Origin of the sequence: Streptomyces apricus, assembly GCF_008369065.1 — a bacterium.
In the GTDB taxonomy this organism is placed as follows: Bacteria; Actinomycetota; Actinomycetes; order Streptomycetales; family Streptomycetaceae; genus Streptomyces; species Streptomyces apricus.
Genome location: NZ_VDFC01000040.1, coordinates 731,983 through 756,389, shown reverse-complemented (window position 1 = coordinate 756,389; position 24,407 = coordinate 731,983). Strand labels below are relative to the sequence as shown.

Sequence of the window (24,407 nt, the reverse complement as noted above, 5' to 3'; positions counted from 1 at the left end):
TCCCCGCTCCCGGCATGCGTACGCCCCCGGCCGCACCCCTGCCGGGGGCGGTCGAGGGCGTCGACCGGGAAAGCGGGGCGCACCCCGCCCCCTAGCCCGCTCCTTCCGTACGGTCCCGCCACGGCAGCTCCGCCGTGATCGTCGTCGGCCCGCCGGCCGGCGAGTCGACGACGAACAGCCCGTCCACCGCGCCGAGCCGGTCGGCGAGCCCCGACATCCCCGTACCGCCGTCGAGGGAGGCGCCCCCGCGGCCGTCGTCCCAGACCTGTATGAGCAGGCGGTTCTCCGAACGCCACACGTCGACCGAGGCGGACCGCGCACCGCTGTGCTTGCTGACGTTCTGCAGGAGCTCGGAGACCGTGAAGTACGCGATGCCCTCGATGGCCGCCGCGGGCCGGGCCGGCAGGTCGGCCGTCACCTTCACCGGCACCGTGCAGCGGGCGCCGACCGAGGACAGCGCCGCGTCCAGACCGCGGTCGGTGAGCACCGCGGGATGGATGCCCCGCGCCAGGTCCCGCAGTTCCTGCAGCGCCAGCTTCACCTCGCCGTGCGCCTCGTCGACCATGGCGGCGACGGTCTCGTCGGCCTGGCCCTCCAGCAGCTTCTCCTTCGCCAGGCCGAGCCCCATGGCGAGGTTCACCAGCCGGGCCTGCGCCCCGTCGTGCAGGTCCCGCTCGATGCGCCGCAGGTCGGCCGCCGCCGTGTCGACCACGACACCGCGGTCCGACTCCAGTTCGGCGATCCGCCGCTCCAGCTCGTCGGAGGGCGACAGCAGGGCGCGCACCATCGCCCGGTCGGCGTTGGCGAGGCCGCGGGCGAGGAACGGCAGCACCGGCCACAGCACGAACAGCGACACCAGCGTGACGGTGAAGGTGACGATCGCCCACGGCAGCCGCATGAGCTCGTACAGCACCGTCCGCCAGCCGACCGGATCCTTCAGCGTCATCCACAGCCACCCGAAGAACCCGCCCCGCCCGCGGAACGGCAGGGGGCTCGGCTCGTCCACGCGTACCCCGAGCAGGCCCCTGGCCCGGAGCCGTTCGAACTTGCCCAGCTGGCGCGCGCCCAGCAGCCCGAACGCCAGCACCGGCAGCCCGATCACCGTCAGCGTCAGCCCGGCTCCCAGGAACAGGACGGTGACGACATAGGTGAACCCGACGAGGGAGAACATCAGGTTGGTCAGGAGATGCGCGATCTCCTTCCAGGTGTGCCCGTCATAGGCGAAGCGTGCGGGAGGCGGCCGGTCGGTGCCGCCCTCCAGGGGGCCGGCGGCCAGGATGCGTTCCGTCATAGGCGCAACCTTGCCGGGCCGCAGCGCGTGGCGCCATGAGGTGGACCGCCTCCGTGGCCCGGGGGAAAACCCCACCCCCGACCCGTCCCTGACACCACCCCGGCGGGGCCGGGAGGAGATCGCGCGACCCCTACCCGTGACGGACTGCTTACCGTCCCTTTAGCAGGCCCTAGACTCCGGTGCGTACAGATCGTCGAACGACTGGCTCCGCGGGGCGCGCACGACGGCGCACGCGTGGTACGGCCAGTGCGGGTTCATCCGAGGTCAGGTCAGGTCAGGGAGTGAGGGCGGACGTGCCGGAACCGACCATGGTCGCGGCGGACTACTTCCAGTCGTACTCGGTCGTCGGACTGCTCGCCGTCGTCGGCGTGCTGTTCGTCGCCGTGGCCTTCGGAGCGGGCCGCCTGCTGCGGCCCGTGGTCCCCACGCCCGAGAAGCTCATGACGTACGAGTGCGGGGTCGACCCCGTCGGCGAGGGCTGGGCCCACACGCAGGTCCGCTACTACGTCTACGCGTTCCTGTACGTGATCTTCGCGGTCGACTCGATCTTCCTCTTCCCCTGGGCGACGGTCTTCGCCGCGCCGGGCTACGGAGCGGCGACGCTCGTGGAGATGTTCATCTTCCTCGGCTTCCTGGCCGTCGGTCTGCTGTACGCATACAAGAAGGGCGTCCTCACATGGACGTGACGCGTCCGCACCCGGACGAAACCCCCACGACCTCCGCGGCTCCCGCGGTTCCGCCGGCTCCCGAGCCGGTGTTCCTGCCGGAGCCCAAGCGGCTGGGCGCGCTGGCCCGGCTGGCCCCGGAGCCGATGAAGGTGGTCCTGAACTGGGGCCGCCGCTACTCGCTCTGGGTCTTCAACTTCGGTCTCGCCTGCTGCGCGATCGAGTTCATCGCGGCGTCGATGGCCCGGCACGACTTCATCCGCCTGGGCGTCATCCCGTTCGCACCGGGTCCGCGCCAGGCCGACCTGATGGTCGTCTCCGGCACGGTCACCGACAAGATGGCCCCGGCCGTGAAGCGCCTGTACGAGCAGATGCCCGAGCCCAAGTACGTCATCTCCTTCGGCGCCTGCTCGAACTGCGGCGGCCCGTACTGGGACTCGTACTCCGTGACGAAGGGCGTCGACCAGATCATCCCGGTCGACGTGTACGTCCCGGGCTGCCCGCCCCGCCCGGAGGCGCTGCTCCAGGGCATCCTCAAGCTGCAGGAGAAGATCGCCCGCGAGTCGCTCGGGGAGCGGTACGCGTCCGACGGCGCCGGGCGCCCGTCCGCGGCCGCGCTCCAGAGCGGACTCGTCCGGCCGCCGGCCACGCCGTCCGGCACCGCACCGTCCGGCACCGGGCCGGCCACGGGGGACGCCCGATGACGACGACCGGCTGGCTCCCCGCCCCCGTGGAGGAGCTCTTCGGCCCGGACGCCACGGCCGAGGAGTCGTACGAGGTCCTGACGGTCGACGTGCCGCCGCAGAACTGGCTCGCCTCCCTGGAGAGCGCGCGGGACGCACTCGGCTGCACGTACTTCGACTGGCTGAGCGCGGTCGACGAGCCCGGCACGGGACCCGGCACCGGGTTCCGCGTCTCGGCGCACGTCGTGGCGCTGGCTCCGGTACGCCGCCTGCTCGTCCGGACGACGGTCCCGCACGCGGCGCCGGTCCTGCCGTCCGCGGTCGGGGTCTACGCGGGCGCCGCCTGGCACGAACGCGAGACGCACGAGATGTTCGGGGTGACCTTCGAGGGCCACCCCGGTCTGGACCCGCTCCTCCTCCCCGAGGGCTTCGAGGGCCACCCGCTGCGCAAGGACTTCGTCCTGGCCGCCCGGGTGGCGAAGGCCTGGCCAGGGGCGAAGGAGCCGGGCGAGTCGGAACACGGCGGTCCCAAACGCCGCCAGATGCTGCCGCCCGGCGTCCCCGACCCCAACGAGTGGGGCCCTCTGAAGGGCCAGCTCCCCCCTGCCCCGGCCCGCCCGGCACGGGCCGCCCGAGCCGCCGGGGCCGACCAGGACGGCCCCGCCACCCCCGACACCCCCGCAGGAGGCACGCAGTGAACGACGCCCTGGACGTCGCCCTGCGACTCCTCGTCGTGTTCGTCGTGTTCCTGACCTTCCCCCTGCTCGTCGGTCAGGCCGAGCACAAGGTGATGGCCCACATGCAGGGCCGCCTGGGCCCCATGTACGCGGGCGGTTTCCACGGCTGGGCCCAACTCGTCGCGGACGGGGTGAAGTTCGCCCAGAAGGAGGACGTGGTCCCGGCGGACGCGGACCGCCGTGTCTTCCAGCTGGCCCCGGCCGTGGCGCTCCTCCCGTACCTCATGGTCCTCCTCGTCATCCCGATCGGCCCGGGCGAGGGCGCGGTCGGCGAGGTCGTCGACGCGGGCGTCTTCTTCGTCCTCGCCGTGATGGGCGTCAGCGTCCTCGGCTCGCTGATGGCCGGCTGGGCCTCGGCCAACAAGTTCTCCCTGCTCGGCGGCCTGCGCACCGCCGCCCAGCTCCTCGCGTACGAACTCCCCATGCTGCTGGCAGCCGCCTCGGTCGCCATGGCGGCCGGCACGGTCTCCCTCCCCGGCATCCTCGACGCCTTCGAGTGGTGGTGGCTGCCCTGGCAGATCGTCGGCGCGCTCGTCTTCTTCGTGGCCGGCCTCGCCGAACTGCAGCGCCCGCCCTTCGACATGCCGGTCGCCGACTCGGAGATCATCTTCGGCGCGTACACCGAGTACACGGGCCTGCGCTTCGCCCTGTTCCTGCTCGCCGAGTACGCCGGGATCGTCGTCCTGTGCGGCCTGACCACCGTCCTCTTCCTGGGCGGCTGGCACGGCCCCTGGGGCGCCGACGGCCTCGGCTGGGTCTGGACCCTGCTGAAGGCGGCCGTCCTCGCCTTCGTCGTGATCTGGCTCCGCGTCACCTACCCCCGGCTGCGCGAGGACCAGCTGCAGAAACTCGCCTGGACCCTCCTCGTCCCCCTCTCCCTCGCCCAGATCGCCCTCACCGGCATCGTCAAGGTGGTGATCGCGTAACCATGTCCCGCCCGTCGATCCCCGGCTCCGGCCTGGCCAAGGGCCTGGCCGTCACCCTGCGCACGATGACGAAGAAGACCGTCACCGCGCAGTACCCGGACACCCAGCCCGAACTCCCGCCCCGCTCACGCGGTGTCATCGGCCTCTTCGAGGAGAACTGCACGGTCTGCATGCTGTGCGCCCGCGAGTGCCCGGACTGGTGCATCTACATCGACTCCCACAAGGAGACGGTCCCGGCCGCCGCCCCCGGTGGCCGCGAGCGCAGCCGCAACGTCCTCGACCGCTTCGCCATCGACTTCGCCCTGTGCATGTACTGCGGCATCTGCATCGAGGTCTGCCCGTTCGACGCCCTCTTCTGGTCGCCCGAGTTCGAGTACGCCGAGACCGACATCCACGAGCTCACCCACGAGCGCGACAAGCTCCGCGAGTGGATGTGGACCGTCCCGGCCCCGCCGGCCCTGGACCCCGGCGCCGAGGAGCCCAAGGAGATCGCCGCCGCCCGCAAGACCGCCGAGAAGCTCGCCGCGGCCGAGGCCCAGGCGGCAGCCGAGGCGCAGGCCCAAGCGCAGGCCCAGGCCGAAGCACAGGCCGACCCCACCGACCCGCAGGGAGGCGCCTCGTGACCCCCGCCGCGGCCGTCGCCACGGCGGCGCAGGCCACGACCACCGCCGCCGCCGACCCGCACGGCTTCCTCTCGCCGACCGGCGTCGAGATCGCCTTCCTCCTCGTCGGCCTGGTCACCTTCGGCGCCGCGGTCGTCACGGTCACCACGAAGCAGCTGGTGCACGCCGCCCTGTGGCTGGTCGTCGCCCTCGGCGGCCTCGCCGTCGAGTATCTCCTGCTCACGGCCGAGTTCATCGCCTGGGTGCAGGTCCTCATCTACGTCGGTTCCGTCGTCGTCCTCCTCCTCTTCGGACTGATGCTCACCAGGGCCCCCATCGGCCGCTCCCCGGACGCCGACTCCGGCAACCGCTGGGCCGCCCTCGCCGTGGCGGTCGCCGCGGCCGCCGCCCTCGTCTGGGTCGTCGTCGACGCCTTCCGGACGACCTGGATCGACCTGGACGGCGCCCCCGCCGGCTCCMCCGCGGTCACCGGCGCCAGCCTCTTCCAGAGCTGGGTGCTCCCCTTCGAGGCCCTGTCGGTCCTGCTGCTCGCCGCCCTGGTCGGCGCGATCGTCCTCTCCCGCCGCGCGAAGGCGAAGGAGACGGCGCAGGCGGCAGGGACGGCGGGGACGACGGCCACCGCGAGTCCCCCGACCGCCCCGGCCCCGCCGGGCCCGCGCGGCACCGCCACCCGGAGCGACAGCGACAAGGAAGGCGCCCGCTGATGCACCTCGCCTACCCGGCCGTACTCTCCGCCCTCCTCTTCTGCACCGGCCTCTACGGAGTCCTGGCCCGCCGCAACGCGATCCTGGTCCTGATGTCCGTCGAGCTGATGCTCAACGCCGTCAACCTCAACCTCGTCGCCTTCGACGTGTGGCTCGACAAGACGGCCCGGGACGCCCTGCACTCCGGCCAGGCCCTGACCCTGTTCACCATCGCCATTGCGGCCGCCGAGATCGGCATCGGCCTGGCGATCGTCCTCGCCGTCCACCGCAACCGCGGCACCGCGGACATCGACAGGCTCCGCGACACCGCCGAGCGCCCCGGCGACGACGACACCGACGACTCCGGACCCGCGCGCAACGAGCCGGCCGAGAAGGCTGAGGCCACCGCGTGACCACGACCACCCTCGCCGTCCTCGTCCCCCTCCTCCCGTTCCTGGGCGCGCTCGCCACCCTGCTCCTGGGCCGCACCGCCCCCGGTTTCGTACGCCCCCTCGCCGTCCTGCCCTCCCTCGCCGCCCTCGCCCTCGCCGTGACCGTCGCCGCGCGCCAGGGCGGCGGCGGACCCGTGGACGCCGTCACCGAGCTCACGCCCACCGGCTCCGTCCCCGTCGAACTCGCCCTGCACATCGACGGCTTCGCCGCCCTGACCGCCGTCCTCGTCGGCCTGGTCGCGACCTGCGTGCAGATCTACTCGACGGGCTACCTGCGCCACGACCCGCGCTACCCCTCGTACGCGGCCCTCGTCTCCCTCTTCACCTCCGCCATGCTGCTCGTCGTCTACTCCGGTGACCTGATGGTGCTGCTGGTCGGCTGGGAGATCATGGGCATCTGCTCGTACTTCCTCGTGGGCCACTACTGGGAGACCCCGGAGGCGCGCGCCGCCTCCATCAAGGCCTTCCTCGTCACCAAGCTCGGCGACGTCCCCTTCCTGATCGGCCTGTTCGCGCTCGCCACCGACACCGGCTCGTTCCGCATCACGAAGATCCTCGGCGCCGTGGCGAGCGGCGGACTCGACCACCCGACCCTGATCGCCCTGCTGCTCCTCGCGGGCGTGGCGGGCAAGTCGGCGCAGTTCCCGCTGCACACCTGGCTCCCCGACGCGATGGCGGGCCCCACCCCCGTCTCCGCGCTCATCCACGCCGCGACGATGGTCGCCGCCGGTGTCTACTTCGTCGCCCGCCTCCTCCCGGTCTTCGCGGCCTCCGCGGCCGCACTGGTCGTCCTCGCCGCGATGGCCGCCCTGACCATGGTCGGCTCGGCCCTCGCCGCCCTCGCCCAGGACGACATCAAACGGGTCCTCGCCTACTCGACGATCGGCCAGCTCGGCTACATGACCGGCGCCCTCGCCGTCGGCGACCGCGGCGCCGCCGTCTTCCACCTCCTCGCGCACGGCGCCTTCAAGGCGCTGCTGTTCCTCGCGGCGGGCGTGGTCATCCACGCCGCCGGCACCAACTCGCTGGCCGCCATGTCCCGGATGAAGGACCTGCGCGCCCGCGTCCCCGACGCCTACTGGACGATGAGCGTGGCGCTGCTCGCGCTCGCCGCGATCCCGCCCTTCAGCGGCTTCTTCTCCAAGGAAGCCGTCCTCGGTGCCGCCGAGCACGCCGCCACCGGCCACGCCGGGCACGTCCCCGGCGCGGCGGGCTGGATCGTCCTCGTCTCCGGTCTGGTGACCGCCCTGCTCACCGCCGCCTACGCGATGCGCCTGTGGCTGCTCGCCTTCCGCGGCCACGGCGCCGAAGCCCCCGACCACGGCAGGCAGCCCGTCGCCATGAACTCCGTGCTGTGGGTGCTCGCCGTCCCCTCCCTCGCCTACGGACTCACCACCGGTGTGCTGCCCGACTGGTTCGACAGCCGGGACCTCACCCCGACCCTCACCACCGCCGTCCTCGGTACGGGTGTCGCCCTGGTCGGCGGCATCGTCACGTACGGCGCGTGGCGGCACACCACCGCCATGTCCGGCCGCTTCCCCCTCGGCGCGGTCGCGGCCCACCCGGACGCCGACGGCGGCCTGGTCGAGGCCGAGGCCATCGCCAGCCACGAGAGCGCGTACGGGAACGTGGCCTCCGCGCCCGACCCGGCGGACCCCGGCCGCCTCCTGCTCGGCCCGCTGCACCGCCACGCCGCCGTCGGCTTCCACCTCGACGCGCTGTACACGGCGCTGTTCGTCCGCCCGGTGCGGGGCGCGGCCACCGTCGTCCGGTTCCTCGACCGCGAGGTCGTCGACACCTACGTACGCGGCGCCGGCGCCCTGCCCCGCTGGCTCGGCACGGCCGTCCGCCGCACCCAGACCGGCAATGTCCAGACCTATGTGAGCGCGCTGCTCGCCGGCACCGTCGTCCTGGTGGTCGCCGTCCTCCTCGTCGCCACCGCGGGAGCGTGAGCAGACGTGATCGATATCAGCGAGTCCGTGATGCAGGTCCTTCTCGGGTTCATCGTCGTCGCCCCGCTCATCGGTGCGGTCACCGCCCTCCTGCCGGCCCCGCCCGGGCTGAAGGGGAAGTCGCCCGAGCAGGCCGTGCTGCGGCACGGCGTGACCGTCACCGGCGCCGTGCTCGTCGCCGCGGTCGTCCTCGTGCTCGGCTTCGACCACGACCAGCCCTCGAAGATGCAGGCCACGACGGACATCAGCTGGATCCCCGCACTCGACGTGCGGATCCACCTCGGCATCGACGGCATCTCCCTCCCCCTCCTCGTGCTGACCGCGCTCCTGACCTTCCTGTGCGCGCTGTACTCCTTCTTCAAGATGCCGTCGGGCCCGTCCCCGAAAGCATTCGTGGCGCTCGTCCTCGTCCTTGAGTCCGGCACCCTCGCGACCTTCGCCGTCCTCGACCTGCTGCTGTTCTTCCTGGCCTTCGAGACGGTGCTCATCCCGATGTACTTCCTCATCGCCCGCTGGGGCGGCGAGGAACGCACCCGGGCCGCCTGGAAGTTCATCCTGTACACGCTGCTCGGTTCCGTGGTCATGCTGCTGGGCCTGCTCCTGATCGGGATCAAGGCGGGCACATTCGACATGGTGGCACTCGCCACTGACAGTCACCCCGCGCTCACCCCGTCGGTGCAGGTCGTCGCCGTTCTGGCGATCGGGACCGGGCTCGCGGTCAAGACGCCGATGTGGCCGCTGCACAGCTGGCTGCCGGACGCCCACACCGCCGCCCCGACCGTCGGCTCGGTCCTGCTGGCCGGCGTCCTGCTGAAGATGGGCACGTACGGGTTCGTGAGGATCCTGCTGCCCGTCGCGCCCGACGGCATGAGCACCTTCGCCCCGTACCTCGCGGCCTTCGCGGTCGTCGGGATCGTCTACGGTTCGCTGGCCTGCCTGGCGCTCGCCCGGCAGGGCGCGAAGGGCGACCTCAAGCGCCTCATCGCGTACTCCTCGGTCGGCCACATGGGCTTCGTGCTCCTCGGCATCGCGTCGATGACCCCGACCGGCGTGAACGGCGCGCTGTTCGCGAACATCGCCCACGGCCTCATCACCGGCCTGCTCTTCTTCCTCGTCGGCGCGCTCAAGGACCGCACGGGCACGACCGACCTCGACACCCTCGCGCAGGCGACCGGCGCCGCGCTCTACGGCCGGGCCCCGCGCCTCGGCGGCCTGCTCGCCTTCGCCGCCGTCGCCTCGCTCGGGCTGCCGGGCCTGGCCGGGTTCTGGGGCGAGATGCTCGCGCTGTTCGGCGCGTTCGACCCCGCCGACGGCCTCAGCCGGCCCGCCTTCCTGACGTTCACGGCGATCGCCGCGTTCGGCACCCTGCTCACCGCCGCGTACCTGCTCGTCGTGGTCCGCCGCGTCTGCATGGGCGCCACCCCGCAGGAGGAGGGCGCGCGGCTCACCGACGTCCGGGCGTACGAGTTCGCCGCCTGGACCCCGCTCGTCGTCCTCACCGTCGTCACCGGGCTCTGGCCGAAGACCCTCCTGGGCCTGACCGACCCGGCCGTGCAGCAGCTCCTCGCAGGAGGCACCCGTTGAGCCCCCAGGCCCAGTCCCTGGTCCAGTCCCAGGCTCAGTCCCTGGTCCAGTCCGTCGACTGGCTCGCGATCGCGCCGCCCACCGTCGCGGCGGTCGTCGCCCTCGTGGTGCTCGTCGCCGACCTCTTCGTGGGCGACCGCAGGAAGGCCCTGCTCGGCTGGGTCTCGGTGGCCGGGCTCGCCGCCGCGGCGCTCGCGCTGCTGCCCCTCCTGGACGGCGACCGCTCCACGTTCTGCCTGACCGGCGACGCGGACGTGTGCAGCTACACGGCCGACCGGTTCACGCTGGCCGTCCAGTTCCTCGTCCTCGGCGGCGCGCTCCTCACCGCCCTCCTGTCGATGACCGCCCTGAAGGACGCGAAGAGGGAACTGCCGGAGGGGGAGTACTGGTTCCTGCTGCTCTCCTCGGCCGCGGGCGCCGCCCTGCTGCCCGCCTCGCGCGACCTCGCCACCCTGATCGTCGCCCTGGAGGTCGCGTCCCTGCCCGCCTTCGCCCTGGTCGGCCTCCGGTACGGCGACCGCAGGTCCTCCGAAGCAGCCCTCAAGTTCTTCCTGTCCTCGGTCACCGCGACCGCCGTGAGCCTCATGGGCATCAGCTTCGTCTACGCGTCGACCGGCACCCTGTACCTCACGCAGATCGCCACCCGGATCGAGGACGTCGACGGGCAGCTGCACACCCTCACCCAGGCGGGCGTCGTCCTGACCCTCGTCGGCTTCGCCTTCAAGACGGCCGCGGTGCCCTTCCACTTCTGGGTGCCCGACACCTACGTGGGGGCGCCCCTCCCGGTCGCCGCCTACCTGTCGGTGGTCGGCAAGGCGGTCGGCTTCTCCGGCCTGATCCTGGTCACCGTGATCGCCCTCCCGTCGTACGCCGACGTCTGGGGCCCCGCCCTCGCCGCCCTGGCCGCCCTCACCATGACGATCGGCAACGTCGGCGCCCTGCGGCAGGGGGCCACGCGCGCGTACAGCGCGGTACGCCTCCTGGCCTGGTCCTCCGTCGGACAGGCCGGCTACCTCCTGGTGCCGATCGCCGCCGCCGCGTACGCGAAGGACACCGAGAGGGCCGTCGGCTCCACCGTCGCGTACGCCCTCATGTACGCCGCCGTGAACCTCGGCGCCTTCGCGGTGGCCGCGCTGGTGGCCCGCACGAACCCGTTGAACCGGGTCAGCGACTACCGCGGCCTGTACGCCTCCCGCCCCCTCACCGCGCTCGTCCTCGGCTTCTTCCTGCTCTGCCTGGCCGGTCTGCCGCCGGGCGTCATCGGACTCTTCGCGAAGGTCACCGTCTTCTCGGCCGCCGTCGACGCGGGCCTCGGCTGGCTCGCCGTGGTCATGGCCGTCAACGTCGTGATCGCGCTCTTCTACTACCTGCAGTGGACGGCCCTGCTGTTCCGCGCCCCCGAGGGCGAGAGCGAGCCGCACCGCGTCCCCGCCCCCCTGACCGCGGCGATCGCCCTGACCGCCGTCCTGGGGGTCGCGCTCTCCGGGGCGCCGCAGCTCGTCCTGCGCTTCTCGGACACCGGCCTCTTCTGACGCAGGCCCCGGACCGGCCCAGCCACCGGCCGCACGCGCGCCCGACGCCCCGCACGCACGCGTGCGGGGCGTCCCCGCATCACCCGGACGGCCTAGGCATGACGCCGCGCGCACAAGGGAACTAGTGCTTCCCGCCTGGCGTTGACCAGTGAGGGAGGGTCCACTGGACCGTGGAGTCACGGAACCAGTGACGTCAGAGACCGCCAGAGATCACCAGACCAGAGATCGACAAGCAAGGGTTCCCCTGCCGCACCATTTGGAGGGCGTACCGTGCACCGCCGGCACAACGGGCTCAGGACCGCCGTACTCCTCGGGGGACTGTCCGCACTCATCATCGTCATCGGCAGCTTCTTCGGCCGCATGGGCCTCGTCGTCGCCCTGCTCATCGCGGTCGGCACCAACGCGTACGCGTACTGGAACAGCGACAAACTGGCTCTACGCGCGATGCGCGCGCGCCCGGTGAGCGAGTTCGAGGCCCCCGCGCTCTACCGGATGGTCCGCGAGCTCTCCACCCAGGCCCGCCAGCCCATGCCCCGCCTGTACATCTCCCCGACGGAGGCACCGAACGCGTTCGCGACGGGCCGCAATCCGCGCAATGCCGCGGTGTGCTGCACCGAGGGCATCCTGCGCATCCTGGACGAGCGGGAGCTGCGCGGCGTCATCGGCCACGAGCTGAGCCACGTCTACAACCGCGACATCCTCATCTCGTCCGTCGCGGGCGCCCTGGCCTCCGTCATCATGTTCCTGGTCAACTTCGCCTGGCTGATCCCGATCGGCCGCTCGAACGACGACGACGGACCGGGCCTCCTCGGCATGCTGATGATCATGATCCTCGGCCCGCTCGCCGCGACCGTCATCCAGCTGGCCATCAGCCGCTCCAGGGAGTACGAGGCGGACGCGTCCGGCGCGCAGCTCACCGGCGACCCGCTGGCCCTCGCGAGCGCCCTGCGCAAGCTGGAGGCGGGCACGAAACAGCTTCCGCTCCCCCCTGAGCCGCGCATCGAGACGGCGAGCCACATGATGATCGCCAACCCCTTCCGCCCGGGCCAGGGACTGTCCAAGATGTTCTCCACGCACCCGCCGATGGCGGAGCGCATCGCCCGGCTCGAACAGATGGCAGGTCCACACCGGTGAAGACGATCCTGAACGTCATATGGCTGGTCCTGAGCGGCTTCTGGCTCTTCCTCGGCTACCTCTTCGCGGGCCTGTTGCTCTGCGTCACGATCATCGGCATCCCGTTCGGGGTCGCGTCGTTCCGCATCGGCACCTACGCGCTGTGGCCGTTCGGCCGCACGACGGTGGAGCGCCGTGACGCGGGCGCGCCGTCCTTCGTCGTCAACGTCCTCTGGCTGATCCTCGCCGGCTGGTGGCTGGCCCTCGCCCACATCGTCACGGGCCTCATCCAGTGCGTCACGATCATCGGCATCCCCCTGGGCATCGCCAACTTCAAGCTGATCCCGGTCTCCCTGTTCCCCCTGGGCCGCGAGATCGTACCCACGGACCAGCCGTTCACGTCCTCGGTCCGTTAGACCGGTTCCGGGACCTCTTGCGGCCCGTCCCCGCCCGCGTCGGCGATTCGCCCGGAAGTTGTCCACAGGCCGGACCGGATGTCAGTGGCGCGCTGCATCATGAACGCATGACCGAGATCGAGCAGTTGCTGGTACGAGTCTCCGCGGAGGCGCGCAACTCCCGGCCGTGGGGCTGGTCCTCGCTCCCCGAGCCCGTGGACGAGGCGACGCTCGTCCGCGCCGAGTCCGCCCTCGGCTTCTCCGTGCCGCCCTTGCTCGCCGCGCTCTACCTGCGGATAGGGGACGGCGGGTTCGGCCCGGAGTACGGTCTGCTGCCCCTGCTCGACAGCCCGCCCTCGGGCGAGCCCGCCGCCGTCGCGCAGTACCTCGCGCACCGCGAGAGCGGCCGCCAGGACCCCGACTGGCCCTGGCCGGACGGCGTCCTGCCGATATCCCACTGGGGCTGTGGCATGTACGCGTGCGTGGACTGCCGCACCCCGGACGGCACGGTCCTCCTGTTCGAGCCGAACGCCGACGACGCCGACGACGCGTGGTACGTGGACGCCCCCACCCTCACGGACTGGCTGCGCGCCTGGCTCGACGGCACCGGCTGGTACGGCGAACCGAACGACGACACGAACCTGGAACCGTGGAGCGACTTCCGCACGCGTACGGCATCGACACGGGCGTCCTAGCTCCCCGCAGGGGCGCGGGGAACTGCGCGCCCAGCCCCCACCGGACCGGCACTCACCCMCCGGCCCCGGCCCTGTCCAGCCACCGGCCGGCCTCCACGTCACCCTCGTGAACGAGGTAGATCATTTCGGCGGGGCGACCCACCGTACACGACGAGCGCGATGCCCAGGGCCAGGGGGATCGCGCGCGGAATGGTGCGCGCCGGATCCCGTACCTCCTCGCCCAGGGTCGCGATCCGCGCGTACCCGGCGAAGGCGAAGAACAGCAGCCCGGCCGCCTGCAGCACCCCGCCCGCCCCCTCGGAGACGCCCGTGTCGAGCCGTCCGGCATCGGCGTTCCCCGAGGTCAGGCAGACGACCACCACGGTGGCCAGCACCGCGAGGACCACCGCGACGATCACCCGCGTCAGCCAGGCGGACTTCTGCACCCCGCCGTAGTTCACCGCGGTCAGGGCCACCACGGCCCCGACCGCCACGGCGTGCGCCTGCTCCGGCCAGGCGTACGCGCCCACCGTCAGCGCCATCGCCGCACACGAGGAGGTCTTGCCCACGACGAACGACCAGCCCGCCAGATATCCCCAGAACTCGCCGAGCCGCTCCCTGCCGTACACGTACGTCCCGCCCGAAGCGGGGTAGCGGGCGGCGAGCCGCGCCGAGGCGATCGCGTTGCAGTAGGCGACGGCGGCGGCGATGCCCAGCCCCAGGAACAGCCCCGTTCCGGCGGCCCGCGCCGCGGGGCCCGGCGCGGCGAAGACGCCGGCCCCGATCATCGCGCCGAGGCCGATGACGACGGCGTCCCCGGTGCCCAGCGTCCGGCGCAGCTCCTGTGTCATGCGCCGCACCCTACTGACCTGCGCAACCGCCCACCGTCGCGCCGGCGTCCTGCACGGTGACAACGGGTGAACGCGGCAACCTGCGAGCAAGATCACAGCACGGGTACAGCACGAAGGGGCAGGTTCAGGGCATGGGCATCATCAGCTGGATCATTCTGGGGCTGCTCGCCGGCGCCATCGCCAAGTTCCTGCTGCCGGGGCGCGACCCGGGCGGCTTCGTGGGGACGACGCTGATCGGTGTCGCGGGCGCGTTCATCGGCGGTTGGATATCTGCCCGCTGGCTGGACCATCCGGTCACCAAGGACTTCTACGACGGGGCCACCTGGGCCGCCGCGATCGGCGGTTCGCTGGTGCTGCTGATCATCTACCGCATCCTGTTCGGCAACTCGCGCGACTGAGTGTGAGCGGCGTACGGGAAAGGGCGGGCACTCGGGTGCCCGCCCTTTCCCGTACGCCGCAGTCGCCGTCCGCGCAGCGACCGGCTCGTCACCGGTAGTTGACGTACTGCAGCGCGAAGTCGAAGTCCTTGCCCTTGAGGAGGGCCTGCACGGCCTGCAGGTCGTCACGGCTCTTGGAGCTGACGCGCAGCTCGTCGCCCTGCACCTGCGCCTTCACGCCCTTCGGGCCCTCGTCACGAATGATCTTCGCGACCTTCTTCGCGTTCTCCTGGGAGATGCCCTCCTCGATCGAGGCGAAGATCTTGTACTCCTTGCCGGAGAGCTGCGGCTCACCGGCGTCCAGAGCCTTCAGCGAGATCCCGCGCTTGACCAGTTTGGTCTCGAACACGTCGAGGATGGCCTTCACCCGCTCCTCGGAGTTCGCCTCCATGAGGATCTTCTCGCCGGACCACGAGATGGAGGCGCCCACGTTCTTGAAGTCGTAGCGCTGCGAGATCTCCTTGGCGGCCTGGTTGAGGGCGTTGTCGACCTCCTGCCGCTCGACCTTCGAGACGATGTCGAAACTGGAGTCGGCCATGTCCTGTGGCTCCTTGTATCGGGGTGCGTGGTGGCGGCCGTCGGACCCGCGTCGGTTCCGGGCCGCATCCGCATAAGCCTAGCCATCCCCTCACCTCCGGGCACCGATCAATCGAGTGGCGAAGCACCCCCGGGCATCGGGTATCGTTTACGTCGTTGCCACAGAGCACCGCCGAAAGACGGTTCGAATGGCAGCTACCCCGGCGGTGTGCCCGAGCGGCCAAAGGGAGCAGACTGTAAATCTGCCGGCTTAGCCTTCCCAGGTTCGAATCCTGGCGCCGCCACGCTAAGAGAAGAAACCCTCTTGCTACTGCATCAATGCAGTAGCAAGAGGGTTTCTTCGTGTGCGGGTGTTCGGGCGTTCCGCGGCACCGGAGCCACACGGGGTGCGCGTACGCCGGCCCCGGATCGCAGCGTTCTGTTCGTACGCTGGACCCATGTCCTCACGTCGCCGCAAGTGCCCCGAGTGCCGTCGCGAGATCGCTGTCGTCGCCGGCCGGTTCGCCCGGCACGATCCGGCGGGAGCGCGGGGGAGCGGGGACCTCGTGTCCTGCCCGGGATCGCGCAGACAGGCGGAGCTCGGCGCGGCGCAGCCCGCGCTGGACGGGTACGTCGTCGCCGAGTTCCCCGGCCAGCTTCCGCTCTTCTAGCCCGCGGACGGCCCGGTCCTGCCGGCCCGGTCCGGTCCTGCCCGCGGGCTTCCTCAGTTGCCCGCCACCGACTTCACCGCCACCGACACCGGTGTCGAGCCGCTGATCAGTTCGAGGGTCAGACCGGCCGTCGCCGGGGTGTCCACCAGTTCGGCGAGGACCGCGGCCACGTCGTCGCGGGGGACGGGCCCGCGGCCCGTGGCGGCCTCCAGCCGGACCAGGCCCGTACCGGCGTCGTTCGTCAGCATGCCGGGACGCAGGATCGTCCAGTCCAGGCCCCGATGGGCCCGTACGTACGCGTCGGCCGCGCCCTTGGCGCGCAGGTACACGTCGAAGACGTCGTCCCCGGGGTGCTCCGGATCCGCGCCCATCGACGACACCACCACATGGCGCCGCACCCCCGCGCGGGCCGCCGCGTCCGCGAACAGCACGGCGGCGCCCCGGTCGACGGTGTCCTTGCGGTCCACCCCGCTGCCCGGGCCCGCGCCCGCCGCGAAGACCGCCGCGTCCGCGCCCCGCAGGAGGCCGGCGACCTCCTCCTCCGTGGCCGACTCCAGGTCGCAGACCACCGGCTCGGCGCCGGCCGCCCGCAGGTCGTCGCCCTGCTCGGCCCGGCGGATGATCCCCGCCACCTCGTCACCGCGCGCGGAGAGCAACCGCTCCAGCCGCAGCGCGATCTGACCATGTCCTCCAGCGATGACAATGCGCATGTTTCCGACCGTACGCCCACATGGACCCATGTGCCGCACAACCCTGTGGACAGCTCGTGAGTCTCTTTCATGATCACGCCGTACCGCTGTACCAGGGGGACGCCGCCAGGCGTCGTAAGGAGACCGTCATCACCACCAGCACGAGCCCCGTCATACGCAGGACCGCCGTACGCAGACCCGCCGTGCGCGGGACCGTCGCCGCGGTCGGCTGCGCCGCCGTCCTGCTCGCCACCGCGGCCGCGTGCGGCACGGTCGAGAACCTCAGCGCCGGGCAGAAGGTGGACCGGGCCGTCGAAGGGCTCGGCGAGAAGAAGTCGCTGGCCTTCGAGTTGGGCCTGGACGCCGAGCCCTCCGCGCTCGTGAAGCTGGCCGGGGAGGCCGGGGCCGACGAGGAACTGCCGCCCGAGTTCGTGAAGTTCCTGACCGGCGTACGGGTCAAGGTGTCCGTCGAGTCGCGCAAGCCGCTGGCCGACTCCGGCGAGAAGGACCTCGTCGGTACGGGTGTGGAGTTCACGGGGGCCGACGGGGTCCTGGTCGAGTACCGGATCGTCGGCGACCACACGTACTACCGCGCCGACATGAAGGCGGTGGGCAAGGCGATGGGCTTCCCGCTGCCGACCGCCGACGACCTCCCGGAGAGCGAGAAGGCGCTCGCGCCGGTGCTCGAAGGCAAGTGGGTCAAGGTCGACAACCGCGCACTCGAACGCGCCGCGAAGGAGGCCGGGGCCGCGGACGAGGGCGGCGGGACCGGTGGCGCCGACGAGATCGACCGCAGGACCCAGCAGAAGATCCTCAAGGCGGTCCGGTCGGTCGTGGCCCGCGAGGTCACCTTCAGGGACGAGGGCGGCAGCGACGGCGTCGAACGGATCGTCGCCGAGGCCTCGCTCCGCGACTTGCTCACCGGCGTCTTCGACAAGGTGCGTCCCCTGTCCGATGAACTCCCGGCGGGCTTCGAACTGCCCACGGACAAGGTGCTGAAGGAGGCCCCGGACACCAAGGTCGCCGTTGACTTCTCCCTGAAGAACGGCGACCTGACCCGCGTCTCGGTCGACCTCGCCGCCCTGGCGAAGAGCGCGAAGGGCACGAAGGGTGCCAAGGACGCGAAGGGCGTCGAACTCCCGCTGGTCGTCACGTTCGGCGAGGCCGACGACGTCAGTGCCCCCTCCGGCGCCACGAAGATGCCCGCGGGCAGGTTCGGCGGCCCGCTCAACGGCATGATGCCCGGCGGTTTCTGACGGCTCGGAACGCCGCCCCCGGCACTACTGGAGCACTGCCCCGGCACCAACTGATCGCGCACGCGCGCGTGGAGGCCGAAACACCTCCACGCGCGCGTGCACGCCGACAACTCCCGGCGTGGGCCCGGCCGCCTCACGATGCGCTGCCTTACGACGCGCCGCCCGTCCGTCCCTGCCGCGGCAGATCCATCTCCACGGCCACCGCCGACCCGCAGTACTCCCGCACCGCGCTCGTCCGCGCCACCACCCGCCCCCGGTGCACCACGATCCGGCTGTACGCCAACGACAGCGCGCCGTCCAGCCGGTCGCCGCGCACCGCGAGCAACTCCGCCGGGAAACCGGCCTCCACCCGCACCCCGGGCAGTCCGAGCACCGCCCGCGCGGACGAACTCACCGCGTCGTACGCGTCGGCGGTCCGCAGCCCGTACCGCGAGGCCAGCAGGTACGCCGCCTCCAGCGGGTCCCCGCGCCCCACCGGGTTCGACACGTCCCGCAGGGCGCCGCTGCCGGCCGCGACCCGCACCCCGGCCGACCGCAGCAGCCGTACCGGGGCCGTCCCGCGGCGGTCCACGCCCGAGCAACCGCCCTGCGGCAGGCAGACGACGGCCACCCCGGCCGCGGCGAGCTGGTCCGCCGAGCGCGAGGCGACCTCGGAGGGCAGCCGGCTCAGGCCCCCGCAGGGACCGAGCGTCACCCCGGGCCGCAGCCCGCCCGCCATCGCCGCGAGCCGCGCCAGCCGTGCCGGGTCGTCACCGTCGGTGTGCAGGTCGACCGGGCAGCCCTGCTCCGAGGCGACCTCCAGGACCGCCTCCACGTAACCCGTCGGATCGGGGTCCAGGTCCGGGCAGCCGCCCACCACGGAGGCGCCCATCTTCACCGCGTCCCGCAGCATCGCCAGCTCCTCGGCCCCGGCGAGCCCGGTCAGCACCCGGGGCATCGCCACGACCGTCAGCTCGACCAGCCCCCGCAGCGCGCGCCGCGCCTGCAGCACCGCCGCCAGCGATCCCAGCCCCTGCACGTCGCCCACGCGCACGTGCGAGCGGATCGCCGTCGCCCCGTGCCCGAGCTGCAGCAGGGCCGCCTCGGTCGTACGGCGCTGGACCTCGTCGGCCTCGTACGAGACCGGGCCCTCGCCGTCGGCCGACAGGGCCGTGTCGCCGTGGGCGTGCGGCTCGGCCGGGGCCGGCAGCAGCAGGAAACCGGAGAGGTCCACGCGCGCGCTGTGCGCGGTGAGGCTGCCCGCCGTGCCGACCGCCTCGATGCGTCCGCCGGCCAGCCGTACGTCCACGGTCCGGCCGTCGGTGAGCCGCGCGCCGCAGAGCAGCAGGTCGGCGCCGTGGCCCCGGCCGGCGGACGAGCCGGAGGGACCGGACGAGGACGACGACGATGACGAGGAGGACGAGTGGTGCGGCTGCGGCTGGCTGTCGGGCATCGCGCTCCTGTGCTGGACGGCGACTGCGCAGGAGAAGTACATGATCACGCAGCGTGAGTCGAGCCTAGGGCGGCCGTCGGCGCACATCGAGGAGGGGCGCAATAGTCGTACCGGTGTGGTCCGCCGTGTCCCAGGGGCCGGTGGGAGGCGGGGGAACGGCCTCCGAGGGCCTGGGAACGGGGCCGGGAACGGGCCGGGGCAGGGGCCGCGAAACGGATTTGGGCGTTCGGTGGCCGAGCGTGTAATGTCTTCATCGCTCGCCCCAATAGCTCAGTCGGTAGAGCGTCTCCATGGTAAGGAGAAGGTCTACGGTTCGATTCCGTATTGGGGCTCTGGTGTGAGACGTTCCCGTCGCAGGACGGGAACAGATCGCATCGCAGCGGTGTAGCTCAGTCGGTAGAGCAAGCGGCTCATAATCGCTGTGTCACCGGTTCAAGTCCGGTCACCGCTACTGACGGTAGCCGATTGCGGGGTCGGTCCTTCAATCGGTTACTCTTCTATGCGTTAATCCATGTCCCATCCGTCCGTCAAGGAGCACTCACGTGGCTGCCACCGACGTCCGCCCGAAGATCACGCTGGCCTGCGTGGAGTGCAAGGAGCGGAACTACATCACCAAGAAGAACCGGCGTAACAACCCGGACCGACTGGAGATGAAGAAGCACTGCCCGCGTTGCAACTCGCACACCGCGCACCGCGAAACGCGATAACACCAGGCTCGTTCACGAGGCCGTCCCCTTTCCGGGGGACGGCCTCGCGTCGTTGACAGCCGCAGCCGTGCACCGGGGCTGCGCACCAGACCTGCGAAACAGTGCGAAACAGGAGGTGCCGAGCCGATGGCGCTCGACCAGTCCTTCGTGGGGCGGTCCTACCCGCCCACCGACCCGTACGAGGTCGGCCGGGAGAAGATCCGGGAGTTCGCGGAAGCGGTGGGTGACCCCAATCCCGCGTACACGGACCCCGAGGCCGCCAGGGCCCTCGGCCACCCGGACGTGATCGCCCCGCCGACGTTCGTGTTCGCGATCACCTTCAAGGCCGCGGGGGAGGTCGTCAAGGACCCCCAGCTGGGCCTCGACTACAGCCGCGTCGTGCACGGCGACCAGAAGTTCGTCCACCGGCGCCCGGTGCGCGCGGGGGACCGGCTCACGGTCACGTCCACCATCGAGGCGATCAAGTCCCTGGCGGGCAACGACATCTTGGACATCCGCGGCGAGGTCCACGACGAGGCGGGCGAGCACGTGGTGACCGCCTGGACCAAGCTCGTGTCCCGCGCGGCCGAGGGGGCGTGAACAGATGACCGCGAAGATCTCCTACGACGACGTCGAGGTCGGCACCGAACTGCCGGCCGGGTCCTTCGGTGTGACCCGCGCCACGCTCGTCCAGTACGCGGGCGCCTCCGGCGACTTCAACCCGATCCACTGGAACGAGAGGTTCGCCAAGGAGGTCGGCCTCCCGGACGTCATCGCGCACGGCATGTTCACCATGGCCGAGGCGATCCGGGTCGTCACCGACTGGGTGGGCGACCCGGGAGCGGTCGTCGAGTACGGCGTCCGCTTCACCAAGCCGGTCGTCGTCCCGAACGACGACAAGGGCGCGCTCATCGAGGTCAGCGGCAAGGTCGCCGCCAAGCTCGACGACCGCACCGTCCGCGTCGACCTCGTCGCGACGAGCGCCGGCCAGAAGGTGCTGGGCATGTCCCGCGCCGTCGTGCGCCTGGCCTGACCCGTGAGTGAGCAGTAAGGGGCGTCCGCCATTGCGGGCGCCCCTTACTGCTGTCGGCTCCGCCGCGCCTCACTCCTTGACTTGGTTAGTGATTGAGTACTAACTTCAGGGCATGGTCAGGATGAGCGCAGAGGAAAGGCGTGAGAGCGTCATTCGCGCGGCGATGAGCGAGTTCTCCCGGGGCGGCTACTACGGCACGTCCACGGAGGCGATCGCCAAGCGCGTGGGGGTCTCGCAGCCGTACCTCTTCCGGCTCTTCCCCGGCAAGAAGGCGATCTTCCTCGCGGCCGCCGAACGCTGCCTGGAGGACTCCGTGCGCACGTTCGAGAAGGCTTCCGAAGGGCTGCACGGCGAGGCGGCCCTGCACGCCATGGCGGACGCGTACACGAAGGTCATCGCCGAGGAGCCGGAGCGGCTGCTCATGCAGATGCAGATGTACGTCGCGGTGGCCGCGGCCGAGCAGGCCGGCGACCACGAGCTGGGCGAGGCGGTGCGGGCCGGCTGGATGCGGCTGTGGGACACCGTCCACCTGCCGCTCGGCGCCGACATCGACCAGACGACCGACTTCATGGCCTACGGGATGCTCATCAACTGCCTGGTCGCCATGGGGTTCGCGCCCCGGCACCGGGTGTGGGAGGGGCTCTACCCCGCGGCCCGGAGCAAGGGCCGGCTCGAACACTGAAGTGCAGTGCCGAAGGGCGCCGCTTTTTCATGGGCGCAAAAGTTAGTCAGCAATAACTAACCAAATCGATCACACCCGCTGGGGGAGCGATGTCACAGCAGCTGTCGGAACGGACGCCGGAGCCGGCCGAACGCCGGGGAGGAGCCGTCTGGGCCCTCGTCATCACCGGTGTCGCGGGATTCATGGCCGCCCTCGACAACCTCGTCGTCACCACCGCCCTGCCCTCGATCCGCGAGGACTTCGGAGGCGCGCTCGACGAACTGGAATGGACCGTGAGCGCCTACACGCTCACCTTCGCCGTGCTGCTGATGTTCGGCGCGGCCCTCGGCGACCGGTTCGGACGCCGCCGGCTCTTCCTCGTCGGCATCACCGTCTTCACCGGGGCGTCCGCCGCGGCGGCCCTCGCCCCCGGCATCGACTCGCTGATCGCCGCCCGCGCGGTCCAGGGCGTCGGCGCGGCCATCATGATGCCGCTGACGCTGACCCTGCTCACGGCCGCCGTCCCGGCCGCCAAGCGCGGCATGGCCTACGGGATCTGGGGCGCCGTCAACGGTCTCGCGGTCGCCTCGGGGCCGCTCATCGGCGGCAGCCTCACCGAACACCTGTCCTGGCAGTGGATCTTCTGGCTGAACGTCCCGCTGGGCCTGGCCCTGTTGCCGCTCGCCCGGCTGCGCCTCGCGGAGTCGTTCGGCTCCGGTGCCCCGCTGGACATCCGCGGCACCCTGCTCGCCAGCGGCGGCCTCTTCGGGATCGTGTACGGGCTGGTCCGCGCGCCCGTCGTCGGCTGGAGCGACGGTGTCGTCCTGCTGGCCCTCTTCGGGGGCACGGCCCTGCTCACCGGCTTCGTCTTCCACGGCATGCGGGCCAGGAACCCGATGCTGCCGATGCGGCTCTTCCGCAGCCGCGCCTTCGCCGGGATCAACGCGGCGAGCCTGCTGATGTTCCTCGGGATGTTCGGCTCGATCTTTCTGCTCAGCCAGTACATGCAGGGCGTGCTCGGCTACTCGCCCACCGAGGCGGGGCTGCGCATGCTGCCGTGGACCGGCATGCCGATGCTGGTCGCGCCCGTCGCGGGCTACCTGTCCGACCGGATCGGCGGCCGTCCCGTCGTCGCGGCGGGCCTGTTCCTGCAGGCCGTCGGGCTCGGCTGGTTCGCACTCGTGGTCGAGGCCGACACGTCGTACGCCACGCAGCTGCCCGCCCTGATCGTCAGCGGCGTCGGGATGTCCCTGTACTTCGCCCCCGCCTCCGCGCTGGTCATGTCCAGCGTGCGCCCGCAGGAGCAGGGCATCGCGTCCGGCGCCAACAACGCCCTGCGCGAGGTCGGCGGGGCGCTCGGCATCGCGGTGATGGCCTCGATCTTCTCCTCCCAGGGCGGCTACGAGAGCGCGCAGACCTTCGTGGACGGCATCCGGCCCGCGCTGTGGGCGGGCTCGGCGGCGGTCGCCGTGGCGGGGCTGGCGACGCTGTGCATACCTCGCGGGGGCGCTGCCGCGCGGGTGGAGGGCACCGGGGCCGAGGCGCCCGTGCCCGTGCCCGTGCCCGTGCCCGTGCCGGAGACTGCGGCGCGTTGAGATCGTGCGGGCCGGTGGGGGCTTGTCGCGCAGTTCCCCGCGCCCCTCGGAAGCGGGGCTGCGCCCCGGCTTCCGCTTTTCAGGGGCGCGGGGAACTGCGCGCTCAGCCCCCACCGGCCCGCACACACGACGAGACCCCGGACAAGTCCCCGAGAACGGCCCCGCCGAACCGGCGGGGCCGTTCTCGTACCCTGGGCACGTGCAGGAACTCCACGACACCGCCCTCGCCCCGCTGACCACCTTCCGGCTCGGCGGCCCCGCCGACCGGCTGGTCACCGCCACGACCGACGCCGAGGTGATCGAAGCCGTCCGCGAGGCCGACGACTCCGGTACGCCGCTGCTGCTGATCGGCGGCGGATCCAACCTGCTCATCGGGGACAAGGGGTTCCAGGGCACCGCCCTGCGCATCGCCACGCGCGGCTTCGAGCTGGACGGCACGAAGCTGGAGCTGGCCGCCGGCGAGGTGTGGACCGACGCGGTCGCCCGCACCGTGGAGGCGCGCCTCGCGGGCGTCGAGTGCCTCGCCGGGATCCCCGGGGCCGCGGGCGCGACACCGATCCAGAACGTGGGCGCGTACGGCCAGGAAGTGTCGTCGACGATCACCGAAGTGGTCGCCTACGACCGCAAGGAGCGCGAGACGGTCACCCTGTCGAACGCCGAGTGCGCCTTCTCGTACCGGCACAGCCGCTTCAAGGAGGACCCGGAGCGGTTCGTCGTGCTGCGCGTCCGCTTCGAACTGGAGGACGCCGCCGGGCTGTCCTCGCCGATCAAGTACGCGGAGACGGCCCGCGCGCTCGGTGTCGGCCCCGGCGACCGCGTACCGGTGGACGCGGCCCGCGGGACCGTCCTGGAGCTGCGGGCGGGTAAGGGCATGGTGCTCGACCCCGAGGACCACGACACCTGGTCCGCCGGCTCGTTCTTCACCAACCCGGTCCTCACCCACGAGGAGTTCGCCGTCTTCCACGCGCGCGTGGCGGAGCGGCTCGGCGAGGGCGTCGTCCCGCCCGCCTACCCCGCGGGCGACCGGCACACCAAGACCTCCGCGGCCTGGCTGATCGACAAGTCGGGGTTCACGAAGGGGTACGGGAGCGGCCCCGCCCGCATCTCCACCAAGCACACCCTGGCCCTCACCAACCGCGGCGGGGCCACCACGGAGGACCTCCTCGCGCTCGCCCGCGAGGTCGTCGCCGGGGTCCGCGACGCCTTCGGGATCACCCTCGTCAACGAGCCGGTGACGGTGGGCGTCAGCCTGTAGGCCACGTCCCGCCCG

General features: G+C 71.7%; 26 protein-coding genes, 3 tRNA genes and 1 pseudogene. 25 read left to right on the top strand and 5 right to left on the bottom strand.

Annotated elements, in window-relative coordinates:
- Positions 1 to 91: 91 nt before the first annotated feature.
- Positions 92 to 1,291 carry a sensor histidine kinase gene (locus tag FGF04_RS16425; protein ID WP_149512017.1) on the bottom strand — a complete coding sequence of 400 codons (1,200 nt, stop codon included), beginning with the start codon at positions 1,289 to 1,291 and terminating at the stop codon, positions 92 to 94.
- Positions 1,292 to 1,599: 308 nt separating this feature from the next.
- Here FGF04_RS16425 and FGF04_RS16420 point away from each other — a divergent pair, with 308 nt between their 5' ends.
- From FGF04_RS16420 to FGF04_RS16360, 13 genes are all read left to right on the top strand, one after another.
- Complete coding sequence (locus tag FGF04_RS16420; protein WP_149512306.1) at positions 1,600 to 1,977, top strand: NADH-quinone oxidoreductase subunit A; 378 nt, start codon at positions 1,600 to 1,602, stop codon at positions 1,975 to 1,977.
- The gene (locus FGF04_RS16415) at positions 1,968 to 2,660 is read left to right on the top strand and encodes an NADH-quinone oxidoreductase subunit B (RefSeq protein WP_188114101.1); all 693 of its coding nucleotides are present in this window, start codon (positions 1,968 to 1,970) and stop codon (positions 2,658 to 2,660) included. Before FGF04_RS16420 ends, FGF04_RS16415 begins: the two co-directional genes overlap by 10 nt.
- Complete coding sequence (locus FGF04_RS16410; protein WP_328596360.1) at positions 2,657 to 3,337, top strand: NADH-quinone oxidoreductase subunit C; 681 nt, start codon at positions 2,657 to 2,659, stop codon at positions 3,335 to 3,337. Before FGF04_RS16415 ends, FGF04_RS16410 begins: the two co-directional genes overlap by 4 nt.
- Positions 3,334 to 4,302, top strand: a complete 969-nt coding sequence (locus FGF04_RS16405; RefSeq protein WP_149512016.1) for a complex I subunit 1/NuoH family protein — start codon at positions 3,334 to 3,336, stop codon at positions 4,300 to 4,302. Before FGF04_RS16410 ends, FGF04_RS16405 begins: the two co-directional genes overlap by 4 nt.
- 2 nt (positions 4,303 to 4,304) lie before the next feature.
- Complete coding sequence (locus tag FGF04_RS41670) at positions 4,305 to 4,925, top strand: NuoI/complex I 23 kDa subunit family protein (RefSeq protein ID WP_149512015.1); 621 nt, start codon at positions 4,305 to 4,307, stop codon at positions 4,923 to 4,925.
- Complete coding sequence (locus tag FGF04_RS16395; protein ID WP_149512014.1) at positions 4,922 to 5,629, top strand: NADH-quinone oxidoreductase subunit J family protein; 708 nt, start codon at positions 4,922 to 4,924, stop codon at positions 5,627 to 5,629. Before FGF04_RS41670 ends, FGF04_RS16395 begins: the two co-directional genes overlap by 4 nt.
- A complete protein-coding gene (nuoK, locus tag FGF04_RS16390) occupies positions 5,629 to 6,021 on the top strand; it encodes an NADH-quinone oxidoreductase subunit NuoK (protein WP_149512013.1) in 393 nt (130 codons plus the stop codon). The genes FGF04_RS16395 and nuoK overlap by 1 nt, the downstream gene beginning before the upstream one ends.
- A complete protein-coding gene (locus FGF04_RS16385) occupies positions 6,018 to 8,012 on the top strand; it encodes an NADH-quinone oxidoreductase subunit 5 family protein (RefSeq protein ID WP_149512012.1) in 1,995 nt (664 codons plus the stop codon). The genes nuoK and FGF04_RS16385 overlap by 4 nt, the downstream gene beginning before the upstream one ends.
- Positions 8,013 to 8,018: 6 nt before the next feature.
- Positions 8,019 to 9,596, top strand: coding sequence for an NADH-quinone oxidoreductase subunit M (locus tag FGF04_RS16380; protein ID WP_149512011.1), 1,578 nt, complete (start codon positions 8,019 to 8,021; stop codon positions 9,594 to 9,596).
- Positions 9,593 to 11,128, top strand: a complete 1,536-nt coding sequence (locus FGF04_RS16375; protein WP_188114100.1) for an NADH-quinone oxidoreductase subunit N — start codon at positions 9,593 to 9,595, stop codon at positions 11,126 to 11,128. Before FGF04_RS16380 ends, FGF04_RS16375 begins: the two co-directional genes overlap by 4 nt.
- A 270-nt stretch (positions 11,129 to 11,398) precedes the next feature.
- Positions 11,399 to 12,262 (top strand): zinc metalloprotease HtpX, encoded by an 864-nt coding sequence (htpX, locus tag FGF04_RS16370; RefSeq protein WP_149512010.1) that lies wholly within the window; start codon positions 11,399 to 11,401, stop codon positions 12,260 to 12,262.
- Positions 12,259 to 12,657, top strand: coding sequence for a YccF domain-containing protein (locus tag FGF04_RS16365; RefSeq protein WP_149512009.1), 399 nt, complete (start codon positions 12,259 to 12,261; stop codon positions 12,655 to 12,657). The genes htpX and FGF04_RS16365 overlap by 4 nt, the downstream gene beginning before the upstream one ends.
- A 107-nt stretch (positions 12,658 to 12,764) precedes the next feature.
- On the top strand, positions 12,765 to 13,331 hold the full coding sequence (locus FGF04_RS16360; protein ID WP_149512008.1) for an SMI1/KNR4 family protein: 567 nt from the start codon (positions 12,765 to 12,767) through the stop codon (positions 13,329 to 13,331).
- A gap of 143 nt (positions 13,332 to 13,474) precedes the next feature.
- On the opposite strand, the pseudogene FGF04_RS16355 reads toward FGF04_RS16360, so the two are convergent.
- Positions 13,475 to 14,161, bottom strand: a pseudogene (locus tag FGF04_RS16355) (APC family permease); the annotation flags it as partial.
- 131 nt (positions 14,162 to 14,292) lie between these two features.
- Here FGF04_RS16355 and FGF04_RS16350 point away from each other — a divergent pair.
- Positions 14,293 to 14,559 carry a GlsB/YeaQ/YmgE family stress response membrane protein gene (locus tag FGF04_RS16350; RefSeq protein ID WP_149512007.1) on the top strand — a complete coding sequence of 89 codons (267 nt, stop codon included), beginning with the start codon at positions 14,293 to 14,295 and terminating at the stop codon, positions 14,557 to 14,559.
- Between the two features lie 88 nt (positions 14,560 to 14,647).
- Here the strand turns inward: FGF04_RS16350 and FGF04_RS16345 are convergent, their stop codons facing one another.
- Complete coding sequence (locus tag FGF04_RS16345; RefSeq protein WP_101403673.1) at positions 14,648 to 15,136, bottom strand: YajQ family cyclic di-GMP-binding protein; 489 nt, start codon at positions 15,134 to 15,136, stop codon at positions 14,648 to 14,650.
- A gap of 201 nt (positions 15,137 to 15,337) precedes the next feature.
- Between FGF04_RS16345 and FGF04_RS16340 the strand changes: the two genes are divergently transcribed.
- Both FGF04_RS16340 and FGF04_RS16335 read left to right on the top strand, forming a co-directional pair.
- Positions 15,338 to 15,419: transfer RNA gene (locus tag FGF04_RS16340), tRNA-Tyr, on the top strand.
- 153 nt (positions 15,420 to 15,572) lie between these two features.
- Positions 15,573 to 15,785, top strand: coding sequence for a hypothetical protein (locus tag FGF04_RS16335; protein WP_149512006.1), 213 nt, complete (start codon positions 15,573 to 15,575; stop codon positions 15,783 to 15,785).
- Between the two features lie 53 nt (positions 15,786 to 15,838).
- On the opposite strand, the gene FGF04_RS16330 is transcribed toward FGF04_RS16335, so the two are convergent.
- Positions 15,839 to 16,495, bottom strand: coding sequence for an NAD(P)H-binding protein (locus FGF04_RS16330; protein ID WP_149512005.1), 657 nt, complete (start codon positions 16,493 to 16,495; stop codon positions 15,839 to 15,841).
- A gap of 56 nt (positions 16,496 to 16,551) precedes the next feature.
- On the opposite strand from FGF04_RS16330, the gene FGF04_RS16325 reads away from it, so the two are divergent.
- Complete coding sequence (locus tag FGF04_RS16325; protein WP_235882347.1) at positions 16,552 to 17,730, top strand: hypothetical protein; 1,179 nt, start codon at positions 16,552 to 16,554, stop codon at positions 17,728 to 17,730.
- Positions 17,731 to 17,878: 148 nt separating this feature from the next.
- Here FGF04_RS16325 and FGF04_RS16320 read toward each other — a convergent pair whose 3' ends face one another.
- Positions 17,879 to 19,162 (bottom strand): amidohydrolase family protein, encoded by a 1,284-nt coding sequence (locus FGF04_RS16320; protein ID WP_149512004.1) that lies wholly within the window; start codon positions 19,160 to 19,162, stop codon positions 17,879 to 17,881.
- A gap of 259 nt (positions 19,163 to 19,421) precedes the next feature.
- On the opposite strand from FGF04_RS16320, the gene FGF04_RS16315 reads away from it, so the two are divergent.
- From FGF04_RS16315 to FGF04_RS16280, 8 genes are all read left to right on the top strand, one after another.
- A tRNA-Thr gene (locus FGF04_RS16315) sits at positions 19,422 to 19,494 on the top strand.
- 46 nt (positions 19,495 to 19,540) lie between these two features.
- A tRNA-Met gene (locus FGF04_RS16310) sits at positions 19,541 to 19,613 on the top strand.
- 91 nt (positions 19,614 to 19,704) lie between these two features.
- A complete protein-coding gene (gene rpmG / locus FGF04_RS16305; protein ID WP_003956487.1) occupies positions 19,705 to 19,869 on the top strand; it encodes a 50S ribosomal protein L33 in 165 nt (54 codons plus the stop codon).
- Between the two features lie 126 nt (positions 19,870 to 19,995).
- Positions 19,996 to 20,448: a MaoC family dehydratase N-terminal domain-containing protein gene (locus FGF04_RS16300; protein WP_149512003.1), complete on the top strand. Its 453-nt coding sequence runs from the start codon at positions 19,996 to 19,998 to the stop codon at positions 20,446 to 20,448.
- A 4-nt stretch (positions 20,449 to 20,452) separates the two neighbouring features.
- The gene (locus FGF04_RS16295; RefSeq protein ID WP_149512002.1) at positions 20,453 to 20,881 is read left to right on the top strand and encodes a MaoC family dehydratase; all 429 of its coding nucleotides are present in this window, start codon (positions 20,453 to 20,455) and stop codon (positions 20,879 to 20,881) included.
- A gap of 112 nt (positions 20,882 to 20,993) precedes the next feature.
- Complete coding sequence (locus FGF04_RS16290) at positions 20,994 to 21,563, top strand: TetR/AcrR family transcriptional regulator (protein WP_188114099.1); 570 nt, start codon at positions 20,994 to 20,996, stop codon at positions 21,561 to 21,563.
- An 89-nt stretch (positions 21,564 to 21,652) separates the two neighbouring features.
- A complete protein-coding gene (locus FGF04_RS16285) occupies positions 21,653 to 23,137 on the top strand; it encodes an MFS transporter (RefSeq protein ID WP_149512000.1) in 1,485 nt (494 codons plus the stop codon).
- A gap of 199 nt (positions 23,138 to 23,336) precedes the next feature.
- Positions 23,337 to 24,392 (top strand): UDP-N-acetylmuramate dehydrogenase, encoded by a 1,056-nt coding sequence (locus tag FGF04_RS16280; RefSeq protein WP_149511999.1) that lies wholly within the window; start codon positions 23,337 to 23,339, stop codon positions 24,390 to 24,392.
- Positions 24,393 to 24,407: the final 15 nt, after the last annotated feature.

What these genes read in the sequence shown, in the direction of transcription:
- nuoK (WP_149512013.1), top strand. Translation starts at nt 5,629, where the DNA reads ATGCACCTCGCCTACCCGGCCGTACTCTCCGCCCTCCTCTTCTGCACC.
- FGF04_RS16290 (WP_188114099.1), top strand. Translation starts at nt 20,994, where the DNA reads ATGGTCAGGATGAGCGCAGAGGAAAGGCGTGAGAGCGTCATTCGCGCG.
- FGF04_RS16415 (WP_188114101.1), top strand. Translation starts at nt 1,968, where the DNA reads ATGGACGTGACGCGTCCGCACCCGGACGAAACCCCCACGACCTCCGCG.
- FGF04_RS16425 (WP_149512017.1), bottom strand. Translation starts at nt 1,291, where the DNA reads ATGACGGAACGCATCCTGGCCGCCGGCCCCCTGGAGGGCGGCACCGAC.
- FGF04_RS16350 (WP_149512007.1), top strand. Translation starts at nt 14,293, where the DNA reads ATGGGCATCATCAGCTGGATCATTCTGGGGCTGCTCGCCGGCGCCATC.
- FGF04_RS41670 (WP_149512015.1), top strand. Translation starts at nt 4,305, where the DNA reads ATGTCCCGCCCGTCGATCCCCGGCTCCGGCCTGGCCAAGGGCCTGGCC.
- FGF04_RS16420 (WP_149512306.1), top strand. Translation starts at nt 1,600, where the DNA reads ATGGTCGCGGCGGACTACTTCCAGTCGTACTCGGTCGTCGGACTGCTC.
- FGF04_RS16360 (WP_149512008.1), top strand. Translation starts at nt 12,765, where the DNA reads ATGACCGAGATCGAGCAGTTGCTGGTACGAGTCTCCGCGGAGGCGCGC.
- FGF04_RS16335 (WP_149512006.1), top strand. Translation starts at nt 15,573, where the DNA reads ATGTCCTCACGTCGCCGCAAGTGCCCCGAGTGCCGTCGCGAGATCGCT.
- FGF04_RS16295 (WP_149512002.1), top strand. Translation starts at nt 20,453, where the DNA reads ATGACCGCGAAGATCTCCTACGACGACGTCGAGGTCGGCACCGAACTG.
- FGF04_RS16285 (WP_149512000.1), top strand. Translation starts at nt 21,653, where the DNA reads ATGTCACAGCAGCTGTCGGAACGGACGCCGGAGCCGGCCGAACGCCGG.
- FGF04_RS16300 (WP_149512003.1), top strand. Translation starts at nt 19,996, where the DNA reads ATGGCGCTCGACCAGTCCTTCGTGGGGCGGTCCTACCCGCCCACCGAC.
- FGF04_RS16320 (WP_149512004.1), bottom strand. Translation starts at nt 19,162, where the DNA reads ATGCCCGACAGCCAGCCGCAGCCGCACCACTCGTCCTCCTCGTCATCG.
- FGF04_RS16345 (WP_101403673.1), bottom strand. Translation starts at nt 15,136, where the DNA reads ATGGCCGACTCCAGTTTCGACATCGTCTCGAAGGTCGAGCGGCAGGAG.
- FGF04_RS16330 (WP_149512005.1), bottom strand. Translation starts at nt 16,495, where the DNA reads ATGCGCATTGTCATCGCTGGAGGACATGGTCAGATCGCGCTGCGGCTG.
- FGF04_RS16410 (WP_328596360.1), top strand. Translation starts at nt 2,657, where the DNA reads ATGACGACGACCGGCTGGCTCCCCGCCCCCGTGGAGGAGCTCTTCGGC.